Raw genomic sequence first — 13070 nt, 5'->3', positions numbered from 1 at the left:
CTTAGTGGGTTACGGCAGCGGTGACGACTTCCATCGGCACAGCGGCATTATAGTTGTGAAGAAGCGCCTCAACTGAGGGCCCAATGATATCTGTGACCAAAGACGGGTAAATCCCCAAGAGCAAGGTCATGGCCACGAGCGGCGCGATGATCCATTTCTCGCGAGGAGACAGGTCTTTGATGGTCTTGAGGCTTTCTTTGATCAGCTCGCCCATAACAACGCGGCGGTAAAGCCACAAAGCGTAAGCGGCGGACAAAATCACACCGGTTGTGGCGACCATAGCGACCCAAGTGTTGGCTTGGAACATGCCCATCAGCGTCAAAAATTCGCCAACAAAGCCAGAGGTGCCCGGCAAACCAACGTTGGCCATGGTGAAGAACATGAAGACAAGCGCATAGGCAGGCATCCGGTTCACAAGACCACCATAGGCGTCGATTTCACGGGTGTGCATGCGGTCATAGATCACACCAACGCTCAAGAAGAGCGCGCCAGAAATGAACCCGTGCGAGATCATCTGAAAGATCGCGCCATCAACACCTTGTTGGTTGAGCGAGAAAATACCAGCGGTCACATAGCCCATATGCGCAACGGATGAATAGGCGATGAGCTTTTTCATGTCAGATTGCACCAAGGCCACCAAAGATGTGTACACAATCGCGATGGCTGACATCCAAAGGATGATATCGGCCATCATATGCGAGGCAACAGGGAACATCGGGATCGAGAAGCGCAAGAACCCGTAACCGCCCATTTTCAACAAGATCGCAGCCAGAACAACGGAACCTGCTGTCGGCGCTTGAACGTGGGCATCTGGCAACCAAGTGTGCACTGGCCACATTGGCATCTTCACCGCGAAGGAGGCGAAGAAGGCCAAGAACGCCAGCATCTGCATGCCGCCGACCACTTGCACCCCCAAAACCGAGAATGTGTCAGTCGAGAACTCATGCGCCATCAAAGTGGCGATATCTGTTGTGCCTGCGTCCATATACATGGCGATCATCGCGACCAGCATAAGAACGGAACCGATAAAGGTGTAGAGGAAGAATTTGAACGATGCATAGATGCGGTTCGCCCCGCCCCAAATGCCGATGATCAAGAACATCGGGATTAGGCCTGCTTCAAAGAAGACATAGAACAGCATCAGATCAAGCGCACAGAACACGCCGAGCATCAGTGTTTCCAACAGCAAGAAGGCGATCATATATTCTTTTACACGCACCTTCATGTCCCATGTCGACCAGATCACCAGCGGCATGAGGAAGGTTGTGAGCATAACAAACAGAACCGAAATTCCGTCAACGCCCATTTTGTACTGCAGACCCATAATCCATTCGGCCTGTTCGACCATTTGGAACCCTGTGTTCGATGGATCGAATTCAGCGATCACAAACAGCGAGATCAAAAAGGTGATCACCGTCGCGAACAGCGCAAGCCGTTTGGCGTTAAGCTGGGCGATTTCATCGTCCCCGCGCAAGAACAGCGCCAGAACCAAAGCCGCAACCGTCGGCAGAAAGATAATAAAGGACAGGACGTAATCCATTAGTGAGCCCCTCCGCCGATCGACATCCAGGTAATCAGAACTACGATCCCCAGAACCATCGCGAACGCATAAGTAAAGATAAAGCCAGACTGCATACGACCCGCAAGCCGTGTGAAGAAGGGCACGATGCCAAGGGCAAGGCCATTGATCGCGCCATCGATGGTTTTAACATCGCCGCGCTGCCACAAAAAGCGGCCCAATCCCAAGGCAGGTTTGATAAAGATCACGTTGTACAGCTCGTCAAAGTACCATTTGTTCAACAAGAACTGATACAAAGGCTGCTGGTCTTCGGACAAACGGCGCGGCAGATCAGGCTTCTTGATGTAGAACATCCAAGCTGTGACAAAGCCGATCAGCATCGCAACAAACGGTGACAATTTCACCCAAGCCGGCACATGGTGTGCATCGTCCAAGATGGTGTTGTCTGCTGCGATAAAGATGGCACCTTGTGGCGCTTCATGCACCATCATGTCTGCCCCGTGATCCGCGGCCATGCCGTGATCATCCGCAGCCATTTCAGTTGCATGCGTATCCGCAGGTGTTGCGTGATCGTCCGTCGCGGCATGATCATCGTCATGTTCTGCCTCAGCGCCGTGATCTCCTTCAGCGGCGGCATGATGCTCAGGAATACCAAAGAACGCATTGTGCTTATGGTGATCGCCAAAGAAAGACCCGTACCAAACCATGCCAGAGAACACAGCTCCAAGTGCCAAGACACCAAGAGGGATCAACATCACTTTCGGGCTTTCATGCGCGTGGTCATGCGTATGCTTGTCGCCGCGTGCCTTGCCGTAGAAGGTCAAGAATATCAAACGCCAAGAATAGAATGACGTGAACAATGCCGCGATAACCAGCATCCAGAAGGCATAGCTGATACCAGAGGCATAAGCGCTTTCGATAATCGCATCTTTCGAGAAGAAGCCAGCAAAGCCAAGATGCGTGAACGGGATACCCACACCGGTGATCGCCAAGGTGCCGATCATCATGGCCCAGTAGGTGGCTGGAATTTTTTTGCGCAGACCGCCGTAGTTGCGCATGTCTTGTTCGTGGTGCATCGCATGGATCACAGAACCCGCACCCAAGAACAACATCGCTTTAAAGAAAGCATGCGTCAAAAGGTGGAACATCGCCGGACCGTAGGCGCCGACACCAACAGCAACAAACATGTAGCCGAGCTGTGAACAGGTTGAATAGGCGATAACGCGTTTGATGTCAGTTTGCACCAAACCGACTGTCGCCGCAAAGAAGGCCGTCGATGCGCCGATGTAGACGATGAATGTCTGGGCTTGTGGCGCGTATTCGAACAAAGGCGACATGCGAGACACCAAGAAGACACCCGCCGTCACCATGGTCGCCGCGTGGATCAAGGCAGACACAGGTGTCGGGCCTTCCATCGCGTCTGGCAACCACGTGTGCAAGAACAATTGCGCTGATTTACCCATCGCACCGACGAACAACAAGAAGGCCAGCAAGTTCGCCGCGTTCCAGTCTGTCCACAAGAAATGCAATTGCGTGTTCGCCAATTCAGGCGCTTTCGCGAAAACCACGTCCAGATCGATTGAGCCTGTGAGGTAGAACAGGCCAAAGATACCAAGCGCGAAGCCAAAGTCGCCAACGCGGTTGACGATAAAGGCCTTCATCGCCGCAGCCCCCGCAGATGGTTTCTTAAAGTAGAAGCCGATCAACAAGTATGAAGCGACGCCCACGCCTTCCCAACCAAAGAACATCTGCACCAAATTGTCAGAAGTCACCAGCATCAGCATGGAGAAGGTAAAGAACGACAGGTAGGCAAAGAAACGCGCACGGTAAGGTTCCGCGTCCGAGAAGTTCTCGTCATGCGCCATGTAGCCGAAAGAATACAAGTGAACCAAGGCCGATACCGTATTGATCACAATGAACATAATCGCAGTCAGGCGATCAAGGCGGATGCCCCAAGTCGTCGACAGCTCGCCACTTTCGATCCAACGGAACAACGTAATGTGCTGCACTTGACCATCAAAGCTAAGGAACACGATCCAAGACAAGAATGCCGCCAGCATCAACAGACCTGTCGTCAAGTACTGCGCGTTGCGTTCGCCAATAATGCGCCAGCCGAAACCGGCCAAAAGTGCGCCCAACAAGGGGGCAAAGAGAATAATCTGAGCCATGTGAGCTTACCCTTTCATCACGTTGATGTCTTCTACATCAATCGTGCCACGGTTGCGGAAGAAGCCGACCAGAATAGCCAAACCGATCGCAGCCTCTGCGGCGGCGACTGTGAGAACCAGCATGGTGAAAATCTGCCCTACCAAATCGCCAGCAAAGGACGAAAAGGCCACGAGATTGATGTTGACCGACAACAGGATCAATTCAACGGACATCAAAATGATGATCACATTCTTCCGGTTCAAAAAGAGACCGAAAATCCCGATGACAAACAGCGCTCCTGCGACTGCTAGGTAATGTTCAAGTCCGACCATGTCGTCCCTCAGTTCTTTGTCTCGCGCCTTTTTGGCGGCTTTTCAGTTCAGGGCAGAAAACTGCCCATTGGTGTTATGTGTTCGGGCGAAAGGCTTACAGCCCCTGCCCTGATTTGACGTCTTTAAGTTCCATAGCTTTCGCTGGATCTCGGTGCATCTGGGTGATGACGTTTTGGCGTTTGACGTTCGGGTTGTGACGCAATGTCAAAACAATCGCCCCGATCATGGCGGTCAACAGGATCAAGCCAGCCAGTTGGAACAACATCAAGAAGTCATCGTACATCAACATGCCCAAAGCGGCGGTGTTGTGGATCTCATTGGCATCAGGCGCCACAGCAGCACGCAAAGCATCAGACCCTTCAGCGACATGCCAATCACCGAATGCAGCCCCAAGCTGGATCAAAACAACCATGCCGATCAGCAGTGCGAAAGGCATGAACTTGGCCATACCGCCGCGCAGCTGGGCAAAGTCGACATCCAACATCATCACCACAAAGAGGAAGAGCACCATCACAGCGCCCACATAGACGATGATCAACAGCATGGCGACGAATTCCGCGCCCAAAAGCACGAACAATCCTGACGCTGAAAGAAAGGTCAAAATGAGCCAGAGCACAGAGTGGACGGGGTTGCGTGCCACCACTGTGAACAGACCCGATGCCACCAATAGAATGGCGAAAAGGTAAAATGCGTAATCCGCGACAGTCATGCACTGTCCTCCTGCTGTTCGGCGAAGACTTGAGTTGCCAAGCCAAGCGCCTTTGACATTGCGGGCAAACCGCCCAGCATCGACATTTGATAGATCGTTTGCGCGATCTGCTGTTGTGTGGCCCCCGCGTCAAGCGCGTGACGGACCGTGACCTTAAAGGGCTCTTCGGCTTGAGCCCCCAGAACTGTTTGACCCGCAAGGATCACCAAAAAACGAGTTTTGGCATCCAAACCGTCTTTGTTGAATCCGGTGCCCCAGAAAATCTCCATCTGTTCTGCCGTCATAGTCGGCATCAGTTTTGAAAAATCAGGCATCTGAAATGTTTCAAGCGCAGGGTTGAGCGACTTGGCCATTTTGGTGCCCTGCTCCATCATCTGCTCAAGATACTTCGCGAAATCATTCATGATGTTTCCTCTTCTGTGGCAAAGACTTCCATCGCGGCGTTCAAAGCGTTGAACATCGCGGGCATGCCTCCGTAGAGTGACATTTGATAGATCGCTTCCGAAATTTCCTGTGGCGTGAGACCCAATTTGCGGGCTGCTGCGACGTGAATTTTCAACTGAGGTTTTGTTTGCCCCCCAAGCGCGGTCAGCGCTGATATGGTCAAAAGTTCGCGTGTTTTCTCGTCCAAAACACCTCGTGGATAAATACGGCCATTCAGTTCCACCAAATCACGCGCAAGACCCGGCAAGACCGCGTCATAACGATTGGCCAAAGCGTCTTCCATTCCGGGGTTTGTGGCCTCGGTGAACGCTTTGCCCTTTGTGTAGGCGTCAGAAACTGGCGACACAGTAGTCATCGGTAAGGCGCATCCAATTCGAGATTGCGAGCGATTTCTGCTTCCCAACGGGCGCCGTTATCCAAAAGCTTGTCCTTATCGTAGAACAGCTCTTCACGGGTTTCCGTTGCGAATTCGAAATTCGGCCCTTCGACAATGGCATCCACAGGACAGGCTTCTTGGCAGAAACCACAGTAGATGCATTTCGTCATATCAATATCGTAACGCGTTGTGCGGCGAGATCCGTCATCGCGCGGTTCCGCATCGATGGTGATCGCTTGCGCGGGGCAGACGGCCTCGCACAATTTACACGCGATGCAGCGCTCTTCGCCATTCGGGTAACGGCGCAGCGCATGTTCACCACGGAAACGTGGCGACAAAGGCCCCTTTTCGTGTGGATAATTGATCGTTGCTTTAGGGCTAAAGAAATACCGCAAACCGATTTTGAAACCGGCGATGACATCTGTCATCAAGAAATATTTCACAGCACGGGTGTAGTCGAAGTCTGATTTTGCCTGAGCCATGATTTAGCCTCCAATCGCCCAGCGAGCATAGGACCCGCCGAAAGCACCGAATTGTGCGAAGAATGCCACCAAAACGACCCAACCGAGTGACAACGGCAAGAAGACTTTCCAACCGATGCGCATCAATTGGTCGTAGCGATAGCGGGGTGTGATCGCTTTGACCATCGAGAAGATAAAGAAGAAGAAACCCATCTTGGCGATCATCCAGAAGATACCGTCAGGAATACCGGGCACAGGTGACAACCAACCGCCGAAGAACATCAGCGTGATCAAGGCACACATCAACACGACCGCCATCAATTCGCCCATCATGAACAAAAGGAACGGCGTTGATGAATATTCCACTTGGTAACCCGCCACCAATTCAGATTCAGCTTCGGGCAAATCGAATGGGGGACGGTTTGTTTCAGCCAAGGCAGAAACAAAGAACAACACGACCATTGGGAAATGCGGGATCCAGTACCATGAGAACAGACCAAAGCGTCCGTCTTGGGCGGCAACGATATCACCGAAGTTCATAGACCCCGATGAGATGATCACACCGATGATGATCAAACCGATTGAGACCTCGTAAGAAATCATCTGCGCCGCAGAGCGAAGCGCGCCAAGGAAAGGGTATTTCGAGTTGGATGCCCAACCGCCCATGATCACGCCGTAAACCTCAAGCGATGAAATCGCGAAGATGTACAAGATCGCGACGTTGAGATCAGAGATCACCCAACCGTCGTTCCAAGGGATCGCAACCCAAGCAATGGTCGCCATCACAAAGGTAATCATTGGTGCGAGATAAAAGACAAATTTGTCAGCCCCCGCAGGCACAACCACCTCTTTGACCACATATTTCAACAAGTCTGCAAAAGACTGCAGCAAGCCAAAGACGCCAACCACGTTGGGGCCTTTGCGCATCTGGACAGCAGCCCAGATTTTGCGATCGCCATACATCAAGAAGGCAAGAGCAACGAACAAAGGCAAAAGAACCAGCAGACATTGTCCGAGGATCAAGAGCGCTATGCCCAGATTTGTTGTCGTGAAAAATTCGACCATTTCGTAGTCCTTCACACCGTCGGTATTCTAAATTCGCGGCAGTTTGAAACGATGACCTCAGCGTCAATCGTTCGCAATCCATCGGGCAGCGCTGACGAGATGGTGTAAACAGCATCCGCGCGCCAAATTCCAGCCTCTTGTGAGACATTTGTTCGTAAGTGACGCGCAAATCCGAAACCACGGATCAACGCGTATTGTGCAGCGGCACATTCAGAATAGGCCGCCACGTCGTTTTCAGTCGCCGCATCTGTCATAGACACGATGAAATTCACCAAATCCCCGTCCAAAAGACGGGTTTCAACACCCAAATAGGTCGGCGCGCTTGCGGCGCGACTGACCTCAGGGGTGGCTTGCACACAGCCCATCACAGTGACCGACAAAACACACCCAAGAGCGAATTTTGCGACACTTTGCGATGCGCGTTTGTATGTGTGCAAAGCTGTCATTTTTATTCGGCAGCCAATGCGTCTTGGCTGCGCGCTTTTGCGGCGGCAGACAATTCGGCCATCAAGGTCGAGGCCCGTGCGATTGGGTTGGTCAGGTAGAAATCTTTAACCGTGTAACGTACAGAGGCTTTGGCTGGTTTGCGCAATGGAACGCGGTTCCATGCGTTTTCAGCCACAACATCAAGATCGGCGAAATGCGGTGCAATTTCCATCATCTCAGACCGCAGGCCTGCGATTGTGGAATAGGCCAATGTCGCATCAAGTTCCGCAGACAAAGCACGCAAGATCGCCCAGTTTTCTTTCGCGTCACCTGGAGGGAAGGAAGCGCGATTCGCAAGTTGCGGGCGCCCTTCTGTGTTGACGAAGAGACCGGATTCTTCGGTATAGGCCGCCCCTGGCAAAATCACGTCTGCGCGGTGAGCACCACGATCGCCGTGTGAGCCTTGGTAAACCACGAAAGCATCGCCTGAGATTTCGACTTCGTCGGCGCCCAAGTTATAGATCGCTTCTGCACCATCAAGCGCCGCGTCCAAACCGCCCTCAGTCACAGCCCCAATGTCCATCGCACCAACGCGTGACGCGGCAGTGTGCAGGATCATCAATTTGGAGCCCGTGTTTTCAGCGAGTTTCATCGCTTGTGACAAAACAGCTTCGCCGTCAGCCTCCATCAATGCGCCTTGGCCGACGATCACGAGTGTATTTTTCTCGTCGCGGGTCTCTTTGGAAATTTCTTTGGCAGCCAGTTCAACCAGCGCCGCACGATCTGTACCGATGTGAGCATAGTCATATGTCAAATCAACAGCTTCACCGATCAAACCGATGTCAGCGCCACGGGCCCATGCCGCGCGAATACGCGCATTAAGCACCGGTGCTTCTTCACGCGGGTTGGTGCCGATCAACTGGATCATATCAGCAGAATCGATATCTTCGATGGTTGCGGTACCAACGTAAGCCGAACGATTGCCCATCGGAAGTTTCGCCCCGTCAACGCGGGCTTCGACATGACCACCGAGGCTTGTGATCAATTGTTTAAGCGCGAAAGCGGCCTCAACAGAAACAAGATCGCCCACAAGACCGGCAACTTTCTTGCCTTTCATGCCTTTGGCAGCAGCGGCCAAGGCCTCGCCCCAAGTGGCTTTGCGCAGCTTGCCGTTTTCACGGATGTAGGGTGTGTCCAAACGCTGGCGACGCAAGCCGTCCCAAACGAAACGGGTTTTGTCGGAAATCCACTCTTCGTTCACGCCGTCATGGTTGCGTGGCAAAATGCGCATCACTTCGCGGCCTTTGGTGTCCACACGGATATTCGATCCAAGCGCGTCCATCACATCGATGGTTTCGGTCTTGGTCAATTCCCAAGGGCGTGCAGTAAAGGCGTAGGGCTTGGACGTCAAAGCGCCAACAGGGCACAGATCGATGATATTGCCTTGCAGGTTTGAGACCAAAGTTTCGTTCAAATAGCTTGTGATCTCGGAATCTTCACCGCGACCTGTTTGGCCCATTTGCGTGATGCCTGCGACCTCAGTCGTGAAACGCACACAGCGCGTACAAGAAATACACCGCGTCATAGTTGTCGCCACGAGTGGGCCAAGATCGAGATCTTCTGTCGCGCGTTTTGGTTCGCGGAAGCGCGAGAAATCAACACCGTAAGCCATGGCTTGGTCTTGCAAATCGCATTCGCCGCCTTGGTCACAGATTGGGCAATCCAGCGGGTGGTTGATGAGCAAGAATTCCATCACCCCTTCGCGCGCCTTTTTCACCATAGGTGACGTGGTTTTCACAACGGGTGGCGCGCCCTCTGGTCCGGGGCGCAAATCTTTGACCTGCATCGCGCAAGAGGCAGTGGGTTTGGGCGGGCCACCAACGACCTCAACCAGACACATCCGGCAGTTGCCAGCGATTGAAAGACGTTCATGGTAGCAAAAGCGCGGCACTTCGACCCCAGCCACTTCGCAAGCCTGTAGGATCGTCATGGCCGGATCGACCTCGACTTCTTTTCCGTCAATGATAAGTTTGCGCGTATCTGCCATATCACGTCACCTGTGTTTCATGAAAGTGCCGCACGCAACATGCGCCGCACCTTCGGTATTTCAATACGCCTTTGACAGCGCCCATTTGATCTCACCCACGAAAACCGTGGAACCTTAAAAGAGGCCCTAGCCCCTCGTTACCTATTGCGCAACAAAGAACCTGTCAGGCTATTTGCAGCGATTTCTTGTTGTCCCAACGCGCATAAATCTGCATCGCTGGTTGGGTCAAAACCTTTGCTGCGCACATAGGATTCGCCCAAAGCACGCATGCGGGATTTTTCAGCTTTGCTGTCCACGTAGGCTTTGATTTCATCATCAGAATAGCCGAGTTTTTTGGCAGCAGTTTTAAGCCCCCATAAAAAATTCAGCCCTTTAAGCTTGCGGGCCTCGATGCTGGAACATTTGTCGGAAATTTCAATCGCGATCGCCACTTTCAACATTGGCCCATCGATAGAGGGCTCGTCGCGCAAGGCTTTGGCCGAAACCGCCCCCACGCCCGCAAAAGGGATGATCAGTAGCGTCGCAAGGATAACGGTTTTAAACTTATACATTTAGGGACTCCATAACATTTGGCGCGCATGATTTCGTGACATGCAATTGCGCCTCTTTCAGATACGACCAGCCGAAGGCATAGTCGCTGTCCCCATGTTTTTCGTAATAGGCAAGGCGTTCAAGCGCCTCGTCCAATTTGGGCTTATGCCCTTGTTCAACGTACCACATCACAAAGTGCTGGCCAGTCAAGATTTGGAACCAGTCTGCACGGCGGTCGTAGAATTTTTTGTGAACCGTATTGAAAACGAAACGCTCAAGGCTTTGTACGTCTTCCCAAACGGTCATATTGGCGACGAACTGTGGATCATCGCCAATTGAATTTTCGGTGTTTCCAGTGCCCGGCTCGCCTGAGCCTTCCATCATCCACACAAAGCCCGGCATGCGTTGGCCAAGCCCATTCACCATATCCAATGCATTCATGAATTCAGCCACGCGCGGATCATCGGTCGGCGCGATAAGCCGTCCGATGTTCAATTCCGCAATATGTGTGTCTGACGCATGCATTGCTGTGACTTACTCCGCCGCCATCGCGCCCATACGGCCCGATTTTTGTGCTTTGATACGGTCTTCGATTTCTTCGCGGAAGTTGCGGATCAGACCTTGAATTGGCCAAGCCGCCGCATCGCCGAGCGCACAGATTGTGTGGCCCTCGACCTGTTTGGTCACATCCCAAAGCATGTCGATTTCTTCTAGCTCAGCTTCGCCTTTCACCAGACGATCCATCACGCGCATCATCCAGCCGGTGCCTTCACGACATGGGGTACATTGGCCGCAGGACTCGTGCTTGTAGAACATAGACAAGCGGTGGATGGCTTTGATGATATCGGTGGATTTGTCCATGACGATAACCGCCGCCGTGCCAAGGCCAGAGCCAAGTTCACCGCGCAGATAGTCAAAGTCCATGATCGCGTCTTTCATGTTCTCGCCGCGCACCAATGGCACGGACGATCCACCGGGGATCACAGCCAGCAGGTTGTCCCAACCGCCGCGAATACCACCACAATGTTTTTCAATCAGCTCTTCAAAAGGGATCGACATGGCCTCTTCAACCACACAAGGGTTGTTGACGTGACCAGAGATCGCGAACAATTTCGTGCCCGCGTTGTTTGGACGGCCAAAGCCTGCGAACCATTCAGGACCGCGACGCAAGATGGTCGGGGCCACGGCGATGGATTCGACGTTGTTCACAGTGGTCGGGCAACCGTAAAGACCCGCACCCGCTGGGAACGGAGGCTTCATCCGCGGCATGCCTTTTTTGCCTTCAAGGCTTTCGAGCAATGCGGTTTCTTCGCCGCAGATATACGCCCCTGCCCCGTGGTGCAGATAAAGATCAAAGTCCCAGCCAGATTTGGCGGCGTTTTTGCCCAACAGGCCCGCGTAATAACATTCGTCGATGGCCATCTGCAGCGCTTCGCGTTCGCGAATGTATTCGCCGCGCAGGTAGATGTAACAGGCGTTGGCTTGCATCGCGAAAGAGGCGATCAACGCGCCCTCGATCAGCGTATGCGGATCGTGGCGCATGATTTCACGGTCTTTACAGGTACCCGGCTCGGATTCATCGGCATTGATGACCAAGTAAGAGGGGCGACCATCAGATTCTTTGGGCATAAAGGACCATTTCAGACCCGTTGGGAACCCCGCGCCGCCACGTCCACGCAGGCCAGAGGCTTTCATCTGGTCGATGATCCAGTCACGGCCCTTTTTAATAATGCCGGCGGTGCCGTCCCAATGTCCACGTGCCAACGCGCCTTTGAGGCTGCGATCATGCATCCCGTAGATATTGGTAAAGATCCGATCTTGATCTTTGAGCATAGCTTTATTCCTTCAGCCTTTCTGACGCGCGCGCCAGATCTGATACACCACGATAAGCGCCCACACAAAGGCAGCGAGCGCCAAGAGGTCCAACAACAAAGCGTATCGTGTAGAAATACCCACTTTGCTGCCGATCCATTGAGCCACAATCCAAAGAACCATTGTCCCTGCAATCACCAGCGAAACCATGCGCGCCTTCTTTGCCTGCAATGCGTCTTTGTCAGGAGCCATATTTATGTCCCATCAACGCGCCCTATTTCTTAGAGCGTTTTGAAAATTCAGTCTCACCACCTTTGGCAAGAATTTTTGCTTGTGCCACCCAGCCATCACGTTCGATCCGGCCTTTGAACTTCAGGTTGTTATCGACCCATTCAATTTCTTTTTTGCGCCAAGCAGCAACCTGATCAAAATGATAGAACCCCAAAGAGTTGAGCGTTTCCTCAAGCTTTGGCCCCACGCCTTTGAGCAACTTCAAATTATCAGCGCCACCATCACGTGGTTGTGTCAATACCGGTGGTTTGCCATCGGCTGCCACAGGTGCTTTGGCCGGAGCTTTCGCTTTTGGTGCGGCTTTTGCTTTGGTTGACGCTGCTGGTTTCGCAGTGGCTTTTTTAGCTGCCGCTTTAGGCGCAGCAGGCTTTTTGGCGGCGGGTTTCTTCGCGGCAGGTTTTGCAGTTGACGTATCGTCAACAACATCCACGTCAACCACCTCTACGTCAGCAGATGTTGTCGCAGCAGCCGGCGCGTCAATCGCGGCACTTGGCATCGGCGCGGGGGACGTCTTCCCTCCCTCAGCCTCAACACCCTCAGCTGCAGTATCCTGTGCGTCGCTGTTATCCTCAGATGTCGCAACAATATCAGCGGCCGTCGCGTCAGAAGCCGCTGTTACAGCCGCTTTTTGCTCAGCTTCGCGCTCATTCAACCGTGTTTGCGCCTCAGGATCTTCATACCAGCCGATCCAAAGCAAAATACCGACCAAAAGCGCCACAAGAACGCCAACAATAAGTGAAGCCACAGTCGAATAGTCAGCGACATATAGCAGCGCCAAAAACGCAACGATCCCAGCTATGGCAGATATCAGCCATATCTTTTGTGTCTTTCCCGATGTTGTCTCACTCATTGCCTTACTCCTTAACTATCCCTGTTGAACTTAGGCGCGGCTTTTATAGCCTTATGTGC

General features: G+C 52.8%; 15 protein-coding genes. All 15 read right to left on the bottom strand.

What is annotated here, in order from left to right; genetic code table 11:
• Window position 1 precedes the first annotated feature (1 nt).
• Entirely contained in the window at window positions 2–1540 is a 1539-nt protein-coding gene (locus tag KO497_RS16700; protein ID WP_215945091.1) for an NADH-quinone oxidoreductase subunit M, read from the bottom strand.
• Window positions 1540–3687 carry an NADH-quinone oxidoreductase subunit L gene (nuoL, locus tag KO497_RS16695; protein ID WP_215945090.1) on the bottom strand — a complete coding sequence of 716 codons (2148 nt, stop codon included), beginning with the start codon at window positions 3685–3687 and terminating at the stop codon, window positions 1540–1542. The genes KO497_RS16700 and nuoL overlap by 1 nt, the downstream gene beginning before the upstream one ends.
• Window positions 3688–3693: 6 nt before the next feature.
• Window positions 3694–3999 (bottom strand): NADH-quinone oxidoreductase subunit NuoK, encoded by a 306-nt coding sequence (gene nuoK / locus KO497_RS16690; protein WP_215945089.1) that lies wholly within the window; start codon window positions 3997–3999, stop codon window positions 3694–3696.
• Window positions 4000–4093: 94 nt separating this feature from the next.
• Window positions 4094–4708, bottom strand: coding sequence for an NADH-quinone oxidoreductase subunit J (locus tag KO497_RS16685; RefSeq protein ID WP_215945088.1), 615 nt, complete (start codon window positions 4706–4708; stop codon window positions 4094–4096).
• Window positions 4705–5112, bottom strand: a complete 408-nt coding sequence (locus KO497_RS16680; RefSeq protein WP_215945087.1) for a carboxymuconolactone decarboxylase family protein — start codon at window positions 5110–5112, stop codon at window positions 4705–4707. Before KO497_RS16680 ends, KO497_RS16685 begins: the two co-directional genes overlap by 4 nt.
• A complete protein-coding gene (locus KO497_RS16675) occupies window positions 5109–5507 on the bottom strand; it encodes a carboxymuconolactone decarboxylase family protein (RefSeq protein WP_215945086.1) in 399 nt (132 codons plus the stop codon). The genes KO497_RS16680 and KO497_RS16675 overlap by 4 nt, the downstream gene beginning before the upstream one ends.
• Entirely contained in the window at window positions 5504–6010 is a 507-nt protein-coding gene (gene nuoI, locus KO497_RS16670) for an NADH-quinone oxidoreductase subunit NuoI (RefSeq protein WP_215945085.1), read from the bottom strand. The genes KO497_RS16675 and nuoI overlap by 4 nt, the downstream gene beginning before the upstream one ends.
• Window positions 6011–6013: 3 nt before the next feature.
• Complete coding sequence (nuoH, locus tag KO497_RS16665; RefSeq protein WP_215945084.1) at window positions 6014–7054, bottom strand: NADH-quinone oxidoreductase subunit NuoH; 1041 nt, start codon at window positions 7052–7054, stop codon at window positions 6014–6016.
• An 11-nt stretch (window positions 7055–7065) separates the two neighbouring features.
• Entirely contained in the window at window positions 7066–7500 is a 435-nt protein-coding gene (locus KO497_RS16660; RefSeq protein ID WP_436799299.1) for a hypothetical protein, read from the bottom strand.
• 2 nt (window positions 7501–7502) lie between these two features.
• Complete coding sequence (gene nuoG / locus KO497_RS16655; protein WP_215945083.1) at window positions 7503–9527, bottom strand: NADH-quinone oxidoreductase subunit NuoG; 2025 nt, start codon at window positions 9525–9527, stop codon at window positions 7503–7505.
• A gap of 137 nt (window positions 9528–9664) precedes the next feature.
• The gene (locus KO497_RS16650; protein WP_215945082.1) at window positions 9665–10078 is read right to left on the bottom strand and encodes a DUF5333 domain-containing protein; all 414 of its coding nucleotides are present in this window, start codon (window positions 10076–10078) and stop codon (window positions 9665–9667) included.
• The gene (locus tag KO497_RS16645) at window positions 10071–10583 is read right to left on the bottom strand and encodes a DUF3291 domain-containing protein (protein WP_215945081.1); all 513 of its coding nucleotides are present in this window, start codon (window positions 10581–10583) and stop codon (window positions 10071–10073) included. The genes KO497_RS16650 and KO497_RS16645 overlap by 8 nt, the downstream gene beginning before the upstream one ends.
• 9 nt (window positions 10584–10592) lie before the next feature.
• Window positions 10593–11891, bottom strand: a complete 1299-nt coding sequence (nuoF, locus tag KO497_RS16640; RefSeq protein ID WP_215945080.1) for an NADH-quinone oxidoreductase subunit NuoF — start codon at window positions 11889–11891, stop codon at window positions 10593–10595.
• A 12-nt stretch (window positions 11892–11903) separates the two neighbouring features.
• A complete protein-coding gene (locus KO497_RS16635; RefSeq protein WP_215945079.1) occupies window positions 11904–12122 on the bottom strand; it encodes a DUF5337 domain-containing protein in 219 nt (72 codons plus the stop codon).
• 22 nt (window positions 12123–12144) lie between these two features.
• The gene (locus KO497_RS16630) at window positions 12145–13011 is read right to left on the bottom strand and encodes an NADH:quinone oxidoreductase (protein WP_215945078.1); all 867 of its coding nucleotides are present in this window, start codon (window positions 13009–13011) and stop codon (window positions 12145–12147) included.
• Window positions 13012–13070 lie beyond the last annotated feature (59 nt).

The organism is Pacificibacter marinus (assembly GCF_018860665.1).
In the GTDB taxonomy this organism is placed as follows: domain Bacteria; phylum Pseudomonadota; class Alphaproteobacteria; order Rhodobacterales; family Rhodobacteraceae; genus Celeribacter; species Celeribacter marinus_A.
Note: the sequence above shows the minus strand (reverse complement) of the source record. Positions and strands in the feature narration are given on the sequence as shown.

Excerpts from the sequence above, each read along its gene's own strand:
- KO497_RS16630 (WP_215945078.1), bottom strand. The coding sequence starts at position 13,011 with ATGAGTGAGACAACATCGGGAAAGACACAAAAGATATGGCTGATATCT.
- nuoG (WP_215945083.1), bottom strand. The coding sequence starts at position 9,527 with ATGGCAGATACGCGCAAACTTATCATTGACGGAAAAGAAGTCGAGGTC.
- nuoL (WP_215945090.1), bottom strand. The coding sequence starts at position 3,687 with ATGGCTCAGATTATTCTCTTTGCCCCCTTGTTGGGCGCACTTTTGGCC.
- nuoK (WP_215945089.1), bottom strand. The coding sequence starts at position 3,999 with ATGGTCGGACTTGAACATTACCTAGCAGTCGCAGGAGCGCTGTTTGTC.
- KO497_RS16645 (WP_215945081.1), bottom strand. The coding sequence starts at position 10,583 with ATGCATGCGTCAGACACACATATTGCGGAATTGAACATCGGACGGCTT.
- nuoH (WP_215945084.1), bottom strand. The coding sequence starts at position 7,054 with ATGGTCGAATTTTTCACGACAACAAATCTGGGCATAGCGCTCTTGATC.
- nuoI (WP_215945085.1), bottom strand. The coding sequence starts at position 6,010 with ATGGCTCAGGCAAAATCAGACTTCGACTACACCCGTGCTGTGAAATAT.
- KO497_RS16650 (WP_215945082.1), bottom strand. The coding sequence starts at position 10,078 with ATGTATAAGTTTAAAACCGTTATCCTTGCGACGCTACTGATCATCCCT.
- KO497_RS16680 (WP_215945087.1), bottom strand. The coding sequence starts at position 5,112 with ATGAATGATTTCGCGAAGTATCTTGAGCAGATGATGGAGCAGGGCACC.
- KO497_RS16635 (WP_215945079.1), bottom strand. The coding sequence starts at position 12,122 with ATGGCTCCTGACAAAGACGCATTGCAGGCAAAGAAGGCGCGCATGGTT.
- nuoF (WP_215945080.1), bottom strand. The coding sequence starts at position 11,891 with ATGCTCAAAGATCAAGATCGGATCTTTACCAATATCTACGGGATGCAT.
- KO497_RS16660 (WP_436799299.1), bottom strand. The coding sequence starts at position 7,500 with ATGACAGCTTTGCACACATACAAACGCGCATCGCAAAGTGTCGCAAAA.
- KO497_RS16700 (WP_215945091.1), bottom strand. The coding sequence starts at position 1,540 with ATGGATTACGTCCTGTCCTTTATTATCTTTCTGCCGACGGTTGCGGCT.
- KO497_RS16685 (WP_215945088.1), bottom strand. The coding sequence starts at position 4,708 with ATGACTGTCGCGGATTACGCATTTTACCTTTTCGCCATTCTATTGGTG.
- KO497_RS16675 (WP_215945086.1), bottom strand. The coding sequence starts at position 5,507 with ATGACTACTGTGTCGCCAGTTTCTGACGCCTACACAAAGGGCAAAGCG.